The following is a 14981-nucleotide window of genomic DNA, read 5'->3' on the forward strand; positions in this document are numbered from 1 at the left end:
GTTAGCCGTAATAAGTAATCTATTACGGCTAAAGGGATGAAACTTAGAAACCAGACTAGTCTTTTGTATCTAGCTTAATTTTATCCTCTAAACCACCACCTAAATTGCCACCTAACATACTCAACAATTGGCTTTTTTCAGCCGCTGTTGTATTACTTAACTGCTTAAGTAACTTGCTCATATTAAAGTTTTTAAGTGTTTCAGCTGAGCCATTGGCCCCTGCTAGCACACCTTTTAGGTCTTCAATTAAATTACGATCACCGTTTAAGTGATCTTTAAACACTGTTTGCACAGTTTTACTTTCATCAACTAGGCCATCAATTGATTTACCTAAACTGATTGCACTCATAAATTGATTAAAGAACTGGCCATCACCACCCATAATATTGATATCGGCATCACCCAATGCTTTAGCCATTATGTGAGCTTGATGCTCTGCAATGTCTTTGCTTGCTGAAATTTTTGCCAGTACCAACTCTTTTTGTTGATTAAGCTGTAGCGTGAAACTCTCATAATCGCGGGCATCTTGATCCATAGAGTTAAGGGCTTGTAGTTTCTCTTCAAGGCCTTTTGCTTCTGCACGCATTTTACGTTCAAGGTTAATCGCTTCAACTTCACCTTGTTTCTCGTTTGCATCGGCCATCGCGGTTTGAACTTGCGCTTGAGATAAACCAATTTCACGATTACCTTGTGCTTCAGCCTCAAGTTTTTGACGCATTATTTTCGCATCTGTCTCGCCTTGAATTGCATTTGCTTCTGCCTTAGCTTTAATAACATCAGCTTCAGCAAGACCTTGTGCCGCGGTTTCAACTTGATGTGCCTGAGCAAGGATCTTTTTAGATTCAGCTTGCTGATTAGCAATTCTCAGCTCTGCATTGGCCATTGTTTCAAGTTCACGGCTTTTATACTCTGCCGCTTGCTCTTGCGCTTTTGCCGCTTCAATATCTTTAACTAATAACTCTTCTGCTTGTGCTTTAGCACGGATGATCATTGCGCCTTTTTCACGTTCAGCACCAGCAAGTACTTTTACGTCTTTAATACGCTCTTCTTCTTCAGCTACTGATTTTTCAACAATAACGCGATCACGTACTACGTCAGCGATTTCTTTACGCTCAACTTCCAGCGCTTTTTCTTTGTTAATACGTAGAATTTCAGTTTCTCTTTCGCGTTCTATTACCTCTATCTCACGCGAGCGCGCTACTTTCTCTTCCTCAATACCTAAAACGCGTAGTCTATTTTGTTCAGCAATATCAAGTTCACGCTGTTTATTTTGCTCGCTGATACCAATAGCTTCTTCAGACTGAATACGTGCTTGTTCTGATTTAAGGCGCTCTTCTTGACGTACTTTTTCAGCTTCGGCAAATTCGCGCGCTTTAACGGTTTCTATTTCTCGTACTTGGCGCGACATGGCATCTTGCTTTTGACGCTCAATTTCGAGTGATTTTTCGGTGGCTTCTTGATTTTGGATCTCAATTTTAGCGCGTTCGTCACACTTTAATTGGTTGGTCGATACGTTTTGTACAGCGGTCATTTCGGTGATGCGGCGAATACCTTCAGCATCAAGAATGTTTTGCGGATCAAGCTTATCAATCGACGTTTGTTCAAGGTAATCGATTGCTACATCTTCAAGCGTATAGCCTGATAAGTCTTGGCCAATCACTTCTTTTATATTGTCGCGAAATTCATTTCGATGAGTAAATAACTCAACAAAATCCATGCGCTTACCCACTGTTTTAAGCGCTTCTGAAAATTTGGCTTCAAACAGTTCTTGCAAAGTGTCGTGCTCAGAGGCGCGAGCACACCCTACATGCTTAGCAACACGTAAAATATCTTCTTTATTTTCGTTTACACGAATATAAAATGTAATAGCAATGTCGGCACGAATATTGTCCTTACAGATCAAACCACCTTTATCTTTACGCTCAAGTACCATACGTTTAGTGGAAATATCCATTACTTCCATTTTATGGATTACAGGATAAACAATACCGCCTGTAGTGGTGACATCGGGCTCATTTTTCATTTTATTAATGATCAGCGCTTGGCCTTGCTCTACTTTACGATAAAACTTGCCAATAATAAGCAAAATAGCAAAAATGACCGCTATTGCTATACCTACAAAGGTTAATATAGGTATGAGGTTATCTAAAAATTCCATGTTATGTCCTAACGTGATTATTGATTTGTTATATGTTACTTATTCCTAAAACGCAGGAAATTACCAAGGCTTTGCGGCAATAATGTAACAATGTTGCTCTTTGAGGTGATCAAGCAACACAGCAGTGTCGCCTGAAGTAAAGGGTTCGTTATTTTCTGCTCTGACTTCGATTAATTGCTCAGTGCCTTGAAATTGAACGCGTGCTTGACCGAATGTATTGGTTACTTTGCCTGTAACAACAATACACTCTAAACCAAGTAAATCAGAACTTTGGGAGGTTTCTGCGCTAGTAAAAAAGCGCTGAAGTGGGCGTGAAATAATAGCCGCAACGGGAATGGCAACCACCAAACAGGTTACTAGCATCACCACACCTAAAATATAAAATAAAATGCCATCACCAAGTAAATAAGCAAAAAACTTATGTGCGTAAATACTGATTAACCAACTAATCATCACAACAAGACTAACTGACACCGTGATAGGTATGCCACCAAAGCCCATATTCAGCCATGAACTGATGCCTGAGCTTTGCGATGCATCAGCGTCAATATCAAGATCAGATTCAAACATATCAATATCAGCAAAGCCGATTAAAGTTATTGCCCAAAACAACACGACAACCAATAACAGCGCTGAAAAAACAACAGTGGGAAAGGTAAGAGCTAAGTTTAAAAATTCCATATAACTGCAGTCCATTTTTTAATTACAATACTTGCATATAACTTTTATCATCTAGCGATGTATTTGTTAAGTTATTTATACCTATTATGGGTTTGAAATATAAACAATGTAAATAACTTTTGGCTACGAATACGCTAAATTAACTAACGCTGCCTAGTATTTCACCTATATAATTAGCGATAAATGCATTACTTAACTTAGAATGCTGAAATACAAACTTCGCTATTCTAAAAGGATATTTATGCGCTACTTAATCCCACTGTCACTTTTTGCTTTATCATGCTCCCTGCCTGTTATTGCATCGGAGCCTAAAACCCATCAATGGTTTAATACCGCAACATATAACACCTTAAAAAATATAACTAACGATAATGACTCTGTCGCGCTTTCTAGCCATTACTATTTTGCACCGCAACAACATTCTGGCGTATGGGATGATTTTGGTTACTTAGACACTGATACTAACATTAAGCTTGATTACCTTAATGCTGATGACGCAGACAACTTTGGGCTGTTTGCTGAGGGCTTTTATAATAATTGGTTTGCAAGTGTTGAGCTTGCAGACTTAGGTGAAACCGACGACTATTCATTAGGCTTAGGGTATGTATTTGCACAGTCGCTCAAAGTGTCAGTTCGTTTAGCTGAGTTTAAAGCCGCCGATACGATTTATTGGTTTAAAGCTCAATACAATCATCAACTAAATGACACAGATTACCTTGGTTTTACGATTGAAACTGACGATGATATTGATACTTGGAATGCCTCTACGCGTTATTTTCACCACCTTAGTCATGAGCGCTATTTAAGTGTTGATTTAACTTATGAAGACAATGGTGTTGATTCAGTATTCTCTGGTATGGCTAATTATTATTTTAATCGCAATGTGGCTATTGGCGCGGGTGTTGCTGATTCACATCTGCAACTTGAAGCTAAATATTTTATAAATAGCCAATATTATTTTGCGGCTCACTTTAGCGATGTTGAGGAAGGTGAACAATACGCAGCTAAATTTGTCGCACAGTTTTAATTAACGAACCTGAACGTGGTTAATTGCCGCTAATCAGCGGCAATTTATGGTATTTAAAGTATTACATATTTCCCAGTTCAATCATCATCGCGGTGTACATTTTTAAGTTTAACTTAAGCTGCTCTACAGTAATAAACTCATGCTCTGAATGGCCTGTGTAACGCTTTCCTGGCATTGATGGACCGAACGATACGGCATTATCAAATAGTTTTGCGTTTGTGCCACCACCAATCGATACAAAGCCCGCGTCTTTATCGCCAGTAAAGTGTTTAAATATATCAAGTAAAGCCTGAGCGTGTGGTGCGCTGTCGAGCAGCATTGGTTTACCAATCACGATATCAATATTACTCAACTTGGCTTTATTTACAGATTGCCAATTTGCCAAAGCGCTGTTTATTTGTGTGCGTAATACAGCTTCATCTTTACCAACTGGGCGACGCAAGTTCACTGCAAGTGTGAGTGCATTACCATCACGCTCAATCAGTGTTGGTGCCACCGTCATTGGTCCCATAAAGTTATGCTCATATGCTATATCACCAAAATCTTTACCGTGTATATCAAGGCCTATCAGCTGGTTAATAAAATGAATTGTTTGTGCATCGCTATTACTTTCAAGCTTAATGCCTTTAAAAAGTTCAGCTAAGTAGGCAATGGCATTCACACCCGACTCCGGCTCTGAAGAATGAGCTGACATACCTTTAACGCTAATTAATATTCCACTTTCTTGTTCGCTAAAGTTAAACTCTACAGCGTTTAGTGCACTCGCTGCATGTTTAAGCTTGCTAACTAATACTGTATCGGCATTATGTAATATAACACTGGCATCTTCCGGAATTTGGCTTTTAAATGCGCCACCTTTAAGTTCGCTTACATACGCGCTAGTTTGTGCCGATGTTGCATTAAAAGTAGGTTCAACCAAACTCCAGCCTTTTTCTGCCACAACTACAGGGTATGAGGCATCAATCGTCACCGCATACTTTGGTTGTGGGTAGGTCCTCATAAACTCTTCAAGGGGTCCCCAATCAGACTCTTCAGCTAAATAAATCATTAGCTCAATGCGATTATTAAGGTCAATGCCCTGATCTTTTATTGCTTTCATTGCATAAAGCGCTGTGGCAATAGCGCCTTTGTCATCCTCTGTACCGCGAGCAATCAATTTGCCTGGCTCTGAAGTACTGTCGATTTCAAACGGGCTTTTTTTCCATTTGCTGGCGTTAGCGGGTTGCACATCACCATGGGTGACTATCGTTACTTTTTCTGTTTGCTTGCCCATGCCAATTAAAACGGTGTAACCCAAATCTTGATAATCAAATCCCAGCGCTGCTGCTTTCATTTTTAATAGCGCTTTAAAACCAATAAAGTCTGGGTTGTCTGGTGTATTAATTCCGTTTTTATTGACTGTTGGAAAAGAAACCATATTTGCTAAAGTGTGAATTTGTGCATCTTGGTATGTGTTTACTGCGTACTGCGCAACCGCATCACTACGACTATCTATATTGGCGTGAGCAGTTGCAGCTAATAACGCCAAGCTTGCTAAAAAAAATTGTTTCAAAGCGAGATCCTATTAAATTGAAAGACCAAATTAGGTGACATCCAAGCCCAAGTGCAACTTTGAACTCTGCATCTTGAGGTGGTTTGGGTGATAAGTGTAACGCCGTTGATGATTTCGATGCTAGCTTTGTACCTATCGCTACAGATATTTTCTAATCGCATAATAATTCGATAGCTAATAGCGTTCATTGCGCTGTATAATATGCCACCATTTTTAAGGTGTGAGTGAGTTATGAATCGCAGAAAGAAGATAGTTACTAAATTTAATAGCAGGGACAAGCGCGCCAATGCAAAATTACATAAAAGTAATAAGCCCGCTTATGTCTCTAAAGCAGAACGTGAAAGATTAGCTTTACTTGCTGAAGAACAAGCAGACACTGCAGTAAGTGATGAAGCATAAAAATAAACACGCTTCATTCGTAAGTCTATAAAGGTCAATTCTCTGCCTGTTATCGTCTTTGAGTATAGAGATGTAGGGGCGATATTACATAAACAAGCGCAGGGAATTGACTGTAAGCAATTCCTGCACAATCATTACCGCCTCATTATCTTGTTTACTCGTGATTATTTAAATACGTCTCGTACACCAATAACAACCTCAGCGCATTAATCACTTTTTTTCTAACCATTTGTTCATTGCCTTATCGTAGGCGTCGGTTATTTTTGTTGTTGCGCAAGTGATACTCATAATGTAACTATCTGGTAGATCATTTTTTGGCATTACACCGGCTCCAATCGATACTTTTTTAAAGCACTTATCACCAAAGCGATAGGTGGTGAATTGCATGCTTTGCTTCTCAATTTTTAATGGGTCTATGTTGGCTATTTGATGCTCTTTTGGGACTGTGAGACGCTGTGGTTGTGCTGAGTTTTGTGACTGTTGAAATGTTGATGGAAACGTATTTTGCTGTTTTTTTAGAATACTTTTCAAACCTAGTTTGAGGTCTATTTTTTTGTAGCTATTAGTGTCCTCTAGTGCCTTTGGCGCTGCAGGTTTTAATGGCTTTACTTGTTTTTTAATTTTTATAATCGTGTTTTCAGCAGGAATAATAGGGTTTTCAATCTTTTTCGGTAGTGTGGCTTCTTCTCGCTGAATGCTGGGCGTTTCTATTACAGGCAATGGATTAGGTGGCGGCATACTAACTATGTATGCTTTGATGGGTGGCGTTTCTACAGCAACTAGCACTGGTGTTTTTACGGTCATTATAATTGAAAAAACAATGCCGTGGAGCAGTAATGAAATAATAAGAGGCCGGCGCCACGTTGTCACAATGTTTGTTCCCTAAACGATGATAATGCAATCTGACCATACAAGCTCTACAAAGTTCCTAATCATTTACACCTTGTTGTTATTTCCTAGATTCAATATTACGCTGATATTTTTGATTCAACTCAAGTTGCAGGACTTAAAGCCAAAATTGCTGTTAAGGTTACAATTATAAAACGAGAGTCGTACTTTTAGCTGTATTAAGTTTAGTGATGAGTTAAGTTTAGTGATGAGTTAAGTTTAGTGATGAGTTGATGTAAAAAGGCCAAATAGTTTGGCCTTTAAAGCTTAGTTACCTTTTTATTTACTAAAACGCATAACTCATCCCTAAATTAACTGAGCGCCCTTGCCCTGCTAGTTGATTAAAGCCCACGGTCATGTCTTTTTTGTATTGAGCAATACTCACCCCACCCAGTGGCAGCTGATAGTATTCATCAAGTAAATTAGTGACTGCCAACTTAACCGCCAGCTTGTCCCATGTTGCTTTGGTTTCTATGTTAAGTAAGCTATAGCTATCGGTTTTATTTTCAAAGCGGCGCGCGTCAACCCGCGTTTTACTATCAACCCATTCCCAACTTAAAGCACTTTGCCATTTACCTACTTGTTGCTCAATAGCTATTTTGCTATGCAATGGCATTATTTGATATAACGACTCATCGCTGTCATCACGTTCACCATGTGTTGCTGTAACTCCTGCTTTTAACAACCATAACCCTGCGTGTTTACTTTCAAAAATACGCAGCGCCGCATCAACCTTTACGCCGTACAATGTCGCGTCAATATTTGAAAACTTTAAAATATTACGCTTAGTTGAGGCCATATCTGTACGGTTAAAGCTATCAACCACTGTGCCGTCAATATAATCATCTACTTTGCTGCGCCAAGCATTCGTTGTTATTTGCCATGATTCATCGGCTGCTGATTTAGTATAACTTGCACTTAATGTGTAGGCAGTTTCGGCTTCTAAGTCAGGGTTGCCTATATAGCCATTGCCGTCACCAAACCAGCCGATCATACTGGTTGACATTGTACTAACCCCCCAACTGTAACGCTCATATAAATTAGGCGCACGGTTTTTACGTGCTAGGCCAAGTTGTAATTCATCGTTTGCACCAACTTGGTAACGCAGCAATAAGCTGGCATCAACTAATGTATCAGTACGTTTGCGAACAAGGGCATTAAATTCTGCCGCGGCTGTCTCATTACTTTTTCCCATTGCATGCATCCCCTCCATGGATGGCATATTCTCCATATTTTCATGCATACCACCGCCCATCTTTGTCTCGGTGTAACCTTGTACTTCTCCTGCGTTTGTTGTTACATGCTCAATACGCGCACCAGCTGATACCCACCACTTTTTATTTAGCTGTTTTTGTAACTCAGCAAAGCCAGTAATACGATCGCGCTTACCGTCGTTTATATTCACATAGTCATTTGGTCCCATCATCATTGAGCCTTGTACTGCTGGCCACCAATCATCAATGCGATACCCATAGTATTCTTGACCTAGCAACAACTGAGTATCTGCATCAAAGTCCAAACGCCAGTTAAGTTGATAGCTAATATCTTGCGCGTCCGTATTCATTGGCATCATGCCGGTTTTTTCTGGGGTAAAAAATCCCATTTTATGTTTCACATCATTAAAATTAACCTGAGCCTGAAACTCACCACGGTCAATTATGCGACTATATTGCGAGATAAAACCGTAACTGGTGTTATCGGTCATATCCATATATTGATTTGCAAAGCCCTGAAACGGTATTTTTTGATGCGTTAGTTTAATTACAAACTGCTGTTTTTCATCACGAATCGCGCCTGTTAATGCATGATTTTGAACGCGATATAGCGTATCAAGTACTAAGTCGCCACGACCATCGTCATAACTATCAGCATCCTCAAATGCGCCTTGATAACTTAATGTAAAGCTATCGCTGGCCAAGCGTGCGCCTACACCCACGGCTTTTGCATGATTAATACTACGATACTGGGCTGATACATACCCTGAGTGCCAATCAAGCTCTGCTACTTCGCTGTACTGTGGTGCTATTGAATTCACTTTAATCACACCCGCTATATTATCGCCACCAGCACTTACCGGTGAGATCCCTGCAATAACACTATACGACGATACTTGATTCGCTGATATGTAAGACAAAGGCGGATTCATTTGATTGCCGCAAGCTGCTGTAATATCAGCGCCATCTACAATGACTTTTACGCGATCACCCATCATGCCATTTAAAATTGGTAGGCTAGATACGCCTCCAGCCGCAGAAAAATTAACACCGAGTTCACTTAACAACTGCTCAGCTGAACCTAGCATTTCGTGCTTATTGGGGTTTTGCCCGTGCACTTCAATAACTTCGATTGATTCATCGGCGATGGCAAAAGGCGAAAGTAACATTACGATGCTCAATGCAACAGGTGAAAGTACACATTGCGAGTTAGAAAGTGAAAAGTGACTGCTCATTTTATTCTTTAATTACAACAGGTTTAAGATGCCTAAAGTATATACTCTGGTGAATACACTGAACACGCGACAAATTGTCGCACCTCTATACCCAAACCACCTCAAGATGTGAGTTTCAGTTGGAATTAAAAGCGATTTAGGCAATCAATTCCTTATAAAAGTAACGCAGTATAAATCGCTTTTAAACCAACCCTTTGGGCGTTTCACAGGCACTTACTCTCATCGTTGTTACTTCTTAAAAGGGATGGCCATTGTTGCAAAGTAACGCCTTGATATTAAGCCCCTGTGAAACGCTGAATTCTGCATTTTGAGGTGACTTGGGTATATTAACACTCGATATCTAACGTGAGTATTTTTCATCGTCCTGCAAGGTGATTTTTTTAACATTTGAGGTACAGTTAATACACTAAAAAATAATAATAGGTTTCACATGGATCGTCGTCAGTTTATGGGGTTTTCAGCCGCCTCTTTTTTCTTAACCGCCTGTGGTGGTTCGTCAAACTCAAAGCAAGCACCTGTTATTGGTATTCAACCCGTTACGCCTCCTGTTGAGAGCGTACTGACAAAAAGCCAATGGGAGGAGTTAAAAAGCAGCCTTGATGGACAGTTAATTTTGCCCACAGATAACAGTACATACCCAACCGCACGATTGGTGTTTAATACTCGCTACGATCATATTTACCCACAAGCTATTGCCCGCTGTGCTAATGAACAGGATGTGATCACCGCCTTGTCATTTACCAAGCAACACTCTATGCATGTTACCTCTCGCTGCGGGAGCCATAGCTACATAGGTAACTCAACAACCCAAGGGTTAGTGATTGATGTAACCCCTATGGACTCCATTTCTATAACTGCAAACACTGCAACAATTGGTGCTGGCGCTCGACTTGCAGATGTTTACGATAAACTCACCAAGAATAATGTTGCCGTTGCACTTGGCAGCTGTTTAAGTGTAGGTATCGCAGGCCTTACGCTTGGTGGTGGATTTGGCGTTGTTGGTCGTGCTTATGGGTTAACATGCGATAGTTTAGTTGCCGTTGATATTATTAGTGCGCAAGGTGAAAAGTTAACCTGTGATAAAAACCAGCATAGCGATTTATTTTGGGCACTGCGCGGAGGTGGCGGCGGGAATTTTGGTGTCGTGACTTCATTTACGTTTAAAACCCACGCAACCAGTGACATTACCGTTTTTGAAGCAAACTTTTCATTCGCTGATTTTGAGAAAGTGATGGCAAGTTGGCAGGCATTACCTGATCTTTGGCCTGATGAAATGTGGGGGCAATTTTTACCTGATTGGAGTAATGGCACCTCCAGAGTCAATGTTCGTGCATTTTGCGTAAATTCTGCCACAGACGCAACACCATATTGGCAAGACTTTATGCACAGCATTGATGCAACGCCAAGCTCTAACACTGTAACCACCGCACCCTATCGAGACGTCATGTTAGGTACTTGTAGCGCGTCAGCGACCGCTTGCCACTTAGCGACACAGTTTGAGGGCGGTAGAATGTCACGCAGTGCTTTTGCAGCCAGTTCTGATTTTTTTGATAAAGAAATACCACCCGCAGGCATTAATACGCTTAAAGAATATATTGAGAAAAGCATCCTTGAAGGTAACCGAGGGATGATTATCTTTAACCTTATGGGAGGTAAAATAAGCCAGTTTGAGCCAAATGAAACCGCATTTGTCCATCGTAATGCCCGCGTAAGTGCTGAGTATTATACCGCTCTGCCACTTTCAGCGTCAGACAATACAATTGATGCAGCTCAAAAATGGGAGAATAGTTTTCGCCAAATTATGTCGCCGTGGAGCTCTGGCGGCGCATACGTTAATTACTTAGACCCTCTCATAAATGATCCGCAGTCAGCCTATTTTGGTGAGAACTTACTTAAATTAAAGCAAGTAAAGCTGCAATATGATCCAAATTGGTTATTTAAATCATCGCAAGGCATAGCACCAGCTTAAGTAACCTAAACTCTGGTTAGGATGTGTTGACCTTTCGTGATTCATTTTGCAGCAGTCTATTTGGTATTTAGGCAAGGCAGCGCCTATGGTCTGTGGTTGATCCCCATAAATAGGCGATAACGCAGTATAAATTACAAACATGCGCTGCCCGAAGGGTTTTTCCTAGGGGTGATTAACTCTTTGTTACCTACACGGATCTAAATAAGGGGCATGAGCAGGACGCGGAAGTTTTGCTCAATTTTTATTGAATCACAACATACAAACCTCGCGCCACGATTAAATCGCCCCTAGATTGAACAAATTTCAATCCACAAAGGTCAACACGCCCTAATTAACAAAGCCCCTTTAAGGGCATTGTTAAATTCTAAAAGCGATTAAATAGCGCTTAAACTTTGATTAATTTGCTTTATAAAATCGTTTATTCGTTGCGCATTTTTACCTAAATCACTTTTACCTACTCGTGATTTACTACGAATATCAACAAGTGTTACTGTTTCTAATGACTTAATTCGAATAACCACATCATCTTTAAAACCAAACCAAGCAGTAGTGTCAGTCGCTTCAATAATACCTTGCGACGCATCCGCATTAACTAGCTCCCAACCTAACTGATTAACCACTTCTTTTGCGGCAATGAAAACATCATTTTTACTATTAGCGTACTTAAGCGTTACTAATTCAGGGTATGCTTTTAACTGTGCGGCGGCTGTTTCTGCCCCGCTGTATTCTATCGGATTTGGTGCATCAGCACGTAACTCAGCAATTTTAACAAATGGAGGCGGGGCTACTACATCTGTTGAAATGTCATGAATGGGTGGCACACTTTTCGCTTTGTTCATCAAGCTTAAAGGCAGCGCTATAGCTATCACAGCAAAAATAGCGCTAATACCAGCCATTGGCCAATGTGTATTTTTACGCATAAAAATGAGTTGAACAATCAATAAAATTAAGGCTGCAGCTCCTGCATATACCCCAAAGCGGATGCCTGTAAATGCAGTGCCAAGCTCAACAATCCCCCATTTATATAATGGCCCCGGTAAAACCACTAATAAAATGGCTAACAGGGATACTATTCCCACTAACTTTTTCATCTATTCAACTCCGTCTTATTGTTTTTGATAATGGTCTTTATACCATTATTCGATATTTTTGCACAAAGAGCACAATACCCTCTTTTGCACATAAAAGATCACTTTAACAAGACTCAAATTACCAAGGCATTTCGCCCATATGTACTTTCGCACCTAACTCTAAACTTGAAGTATCTTTAAAGTGTGGATAAAGCGCCGCCATTTTTGCGATCAACTCACTGCTATTTGTACTTTGTGTTTTGGCTTTGATGAACGCTTTAATGTAATCAATTGTAAAATTAATTGCACTGTCATCTAATGCTGTGCCGGCTTCCATATGACCAGGTATAACCATTAGTGGTTGCAGTGCCTTCATTTGATTAAGTTGCTCTAGCCATGCATTTACACTACCTGGTGTTTGCGTGTCTGCCATCCAAACATGGTGTCCCGCAGAAATCGCGACATTACCTAAAATTGTTTTAGTTTCGGGGATCCAAAGGTAAGGCCGATGCGCAAGTACCCCATCGTGTATTTTTATTTCAATGATATGCTGATCAACACTAATTTTAGTGCCTTTAAATGTTGCTGGTATAATTGGTTTTACTGGCGCATTCAAGCCCATTTTTGGCCCCCAAAACGCAACTTTTTTATCTCGTTTCTCCGCGATTACCTCTCCAACTGCCGATGTTGTAATAATTTGCGCATTTGGGAATAACTCATGCAATACTTCCGCCCCAAAATAATAATCTGGATCAGCTTGGCTTATAAAAATGGTCGTTAATTGCTTACCTGAATCATATACTTTTGCTGCAATTCTTAGTGCATCTGCTTTTGTAAACCCCGTATCTACAACAACCGCTTCTGTGTCTGAATAAAGCACAGTTGCGTTTACAGTAAAGCTATTACTATCAGCGTTATAAACATCCAGTTTTAATGACGATTCCTGTGCCGCATTCGTGTGGTAACTTGTAAATAACAACGATGCGATTAAAAGTATTTTTTTCATTTCAATTCCAATAATTATTTCGATGTGAGAATAATAAAGGATTGATTAACTCAGATATACGCACAATACTAAGCATCATTATTTCAAAAATAGAGCTAATTGATGGATAGGTTAATCGCTGCAAAAGTATTTATAGATGTTGCCCACTCAGGTAGTTTTTCAGCTACAGCTGATCGCTTGAATATGTCGCGCGCGATGGTAAGCCGTTATATAGAAACTATGGAAAATTGGCTCAAAACACGCTTATTACACCGTACAACTCGCAAGGTTTCATTAACGACTGCGGGCGAAGCCTATTTAATAAACATCCAACAGTGGCTTGAACAAGGTGAGCATCTTAGTACAATCGCACTGCCTAAAGCTGCATTGTCAGGCACTATTCGCGTTGCAACCAGCGTATCTTTTAGCCAATCACAGCTTATACCTGCAATAAAACCTTTTATACAACAAAACCCACTGATCAACATTGAACTTGACTTGAGTGACGTCGCTGCGAACCTCACTGAAAAACAAATTGATTTAGCAATTAGAATTGCCGCAAACCCCGATCCATCATTAATAGGTAAGCCCATTGGTGTTTGCAAGTCAGCGATTGTCGCCTCAGTTGATTACATTCATAATAACGCTGATATCAATCAACCTAACGACTTAGTCAATCATGATTATTTAGCGCACAAACACTTTGCAAACCATATCTTACATTTACGTAAAAAAGAAATGTTTGAGTCAATTAGTTTAAACAGTCGTCTTTGTGCTAATGAAGCAACCTCATTACTAAGTGCGGTATTAAATGGATTTGGAGTAACGGTTTTACCAACCTATTTAGTAAATAGTTATATTGCGCGTGGCGAATTAATACATATACTGCCAGATTGGCAACCTGATGAACTAAATATTTATGCCCTGTATAGCTCTCGAAAGCATTTATCACCGGCTATCAGGGCACTTATTGATCACTTAGATAATTACTTTAAAACAACTCCTTGGTGATCGTTTTTAGTATTCCTCATCTTCAAAAATATCCTCAATTTTTAAATTGAATAATCGAGCAGCCTTAAATGCTAAAGGTAAGCTAGGATCAAATTTGCCTTTTTCAATTGCATTAATAGTTTGCCTTGAAACATCGAGTAATTCAGCTAATTTGGCTTGTGTGTAGTTACGCTCGGCCCGCAGTACTTTCAGACGATTTTTCATTCACCTTCCTCGCCACAGCCTAACTGTTTATGCATAAAAAGTGTTGTGAAAAAATACGTAAGGCCCATAAAAATCACTAAATGAGATATATCAGCTGTGAAAGGAATTAAAGCGCTATTATCAAGTGATGAATACGCTAAGCCAACGATTAAAGTAGCGCCGAGTGTAATTGCCATCGCATTGAGTTGCAGTCGTTGCTGCATTTCATCTAACCCTTGTAAATGACGCTTATTAGCTAAAATCATCATCAAACCAACGGCTAAATTAATAACCACAGCAATAACACTTAAAATTATATTTCCTTCCCAGAGTAAGTTTGGCCCAAATGATACAAATGCTAATGAAAGCATCCAAAATAATGTCCATTTAGCTAAAGATGCCGTGTTCATTTTATTACGCTGGTTGAGCGTAAGGTGTGTTTGTTTAGACATATGAACCTCTATCAAGTTAAAGTAAAGTTTACTTTACTATACTTGTGTAAAAACAACGCAAAGTCAAGCTTACTTTACAAAAAGATTGGTTTTGATGACTTTAAAATTTTAATTTAGACACGACTTTGCTCTATACCATATTGGTAAATTCAAACGG

Annotated in this window: 13 protein-coding genes; 4 read left to right on the top strand and 9 right to left on the bottom strand. The window is 39.8% G+C overall.

The genetic code is table 11. The features are described from left to right. Positions 1-55 precede the first annotated feature (55 nt). Both HJP15_RS13725 and HJP15_RS13730 read right to left on the bottom strand, forming a co-directional pair. Positions 56-2158, bottom strand: a complete 2103-nt coding sequence (locus tag HJP15_RS13725; protein WP_054206751.1) for an SPFH domain-containing protein — start codon at positions 2156-2158, stop codon at positions 56-58. 60 nt (positions 2159-2218) lie between these two features. Beyond that, positions 2219-2839 (bottom strand): OB-fold-containig protein, encoded by a 621-nt coding sequence (locus HJP15_RS13730; protein ID WP_170173999.1) that lies wholly within the window; start codon positions 2837-2839, stop codon positions 2219-2221. 241 nt (positions 2840-3080) lie between these two features. Here HJP15_RS13730 and HJP15_RS13735 point away from each other — a divergent pair, with 241 nt between their 5' ends. Further along, on the top strand, positions 3081-3866 hold the full coding sequence (locus HJP15_RS13735) for a putative porin (protein ID WP_170174000.1): 786 nt from the start codon (positions 3081-3083) through the stop codon (positions 3864-3866). 61 nt (positions 3867-3927) lie between these two features. Here HJP15_RS13735 and HJP15_RS13740 read toward each other — a convergent pair whose 3' ends face one another. Then, complete coding sequence (locus HJP15_RS13740) at positions 3928-5418, bottom strand: dipeptidase (RefSeq protein WP_170174001.1); 1491 nt, start codon at positions 5416-5418, stop codon at positions 3928-3930. 231 nt (positions 5419-5649) lie between these two features. On the opposite strand from HJP15_RS13740, the gene HJP15_RS13745 reads away from it, so the two are divergent. Continuing rightward, on the top strand, positions 5650-5817 hold the full coding sequence (locus HJP15_RS13745) for a DUF2986 domain-containing protein (RefSeq protein ID WP_170174002.1): 168 nt from the start codon (positions 5650-5652) through the stop codon (positions 5815-5817). A gap of 210 nt (positions 5818-6027) precedes the next feature. Here HJP15_RS13745 and HJP15_RS13750 read toward each other — a convergent pair whose 3' ends face one another. Then, positions 6028-6687, bottom strand: a complete 660-nt coding sequence (locus HJP15_RS13750; protein WP_054206747.1) for a hypothetical protein — start codon at positions 6685-6687, stop codon at positions 6028-6030. 304 nt (positions 6688-6991) lie between these two features. Next, positions 6992-9154: a TonB-dependent receptor gene (locus HJP15_RS13755; RefSeq protein ID WP_170174003.1), complete on the bottom strand. Its 2163-nt coding sequence runs from the start codon at positions 9152-9154 to the stop codon at positions 6992-6994. A 430-nt stretch (positions 9155-9584) separates the two neighbouring features. Between HJP15_RS13755 and HJP15_RS13760 the strand changes: the two genes are divergently transcribed. Beyond that, a complete protein-coding gene (locus HJP15_RS13760) occupies positions 9585-11123 on the top strand; it encodes an FAD-binding oxidoreductase (RefSeq protein WP_170174004.1) in 1539 nt (512 codons plus the stop codon). Between the two features lie 374 nt (positions 11124-11497). Here the strand turns inward: HJP15_RS13760 and HJP15_RS13765 are convergent, their stop codons facing one another. Together HJP15_RS13765 and HJP15_RS13770 are read right to left on the bottom strand one after the other, a co-directional pair. Beyond that, positions 11498-12214: a DUF1499 domain-containing protein gene (locus HJP15_RS13765; protein WP_054206744.1), complete on the bottom strand. Its 717-nt coding sequence runs from the start codon at positions 12212-12214 to the stop codon at positions 11498-11500. A gap of 118 nt (positions 12215-12332) precedes the next feature. After that, entirely contained in the window at positions 12333-13199 is an 867-nt protein-coding gene (locus HJP15_RS13770; protein ID WP_170174005.1) for an MBL fold metallo-hydrolase, read from the bottom strand. Between the two features lie 102 nt (positions 13200-13301). Here HJP15_RS13770 and HJP15_RS13775 point away from each other — a divergent pair, with 102 nt between their 5' ends. Then, on the top strand, positions 13302-14189 hold the full coding sequence (locus HJP15_RS13775; protein WP_169328424.1) for a LysR family transcriptional regulator: 888 nt from the start codon (positions 13302-13304) through the stop codon (positions 14187-14189). 6 nt (positions 14190-14195) lie between these two features. Here the strand turns inward: HJP15_RS13775 and HJP15_RS13780 are convergent, their stop codons facing one another. Next, the gene (locus HJP15_RS13780) at positions 14196-14393 is read right to left on the bottom strand and encodes a helix-turn-helix transcriptional regulator (RefSeq protein WP_054206741.1); all 198 of its coding nucleotides are present in this window, start codon (positions 14391-14393) and stop codon (positions 14196-14198) included. Next, positions 14390-14824 carry a hypothetical protein gene (locus tag HJP15_RS13785; protein ID WP_054206740.1) on the bottom strand — a complete coding sequence of 145 codons (435 nt, stop codon included), beginning with the start codon at positions 14822-14824 and terminating at the stop codon, positions 14390-14392. Before HJP15_RS13785 ends, HJP15_RS13780 begins: the two co-directional genes overlap by 4 nt. Between the last annotated feature and the right edge of the window lie 157 nt (positions 14825-14981).

This window comes from Pseudoalteromonas sp. NEC-BIFX-2020_002, from assembly GCF_013002825.1.
Taxonomy (GTDB): Bacteria; Pseudomonadota; Gammaproteobacteria; order Enterobacterales; family Alteromonadaceae; genus Pseudoalteromonas; species Pseudoalteromonas neustonica.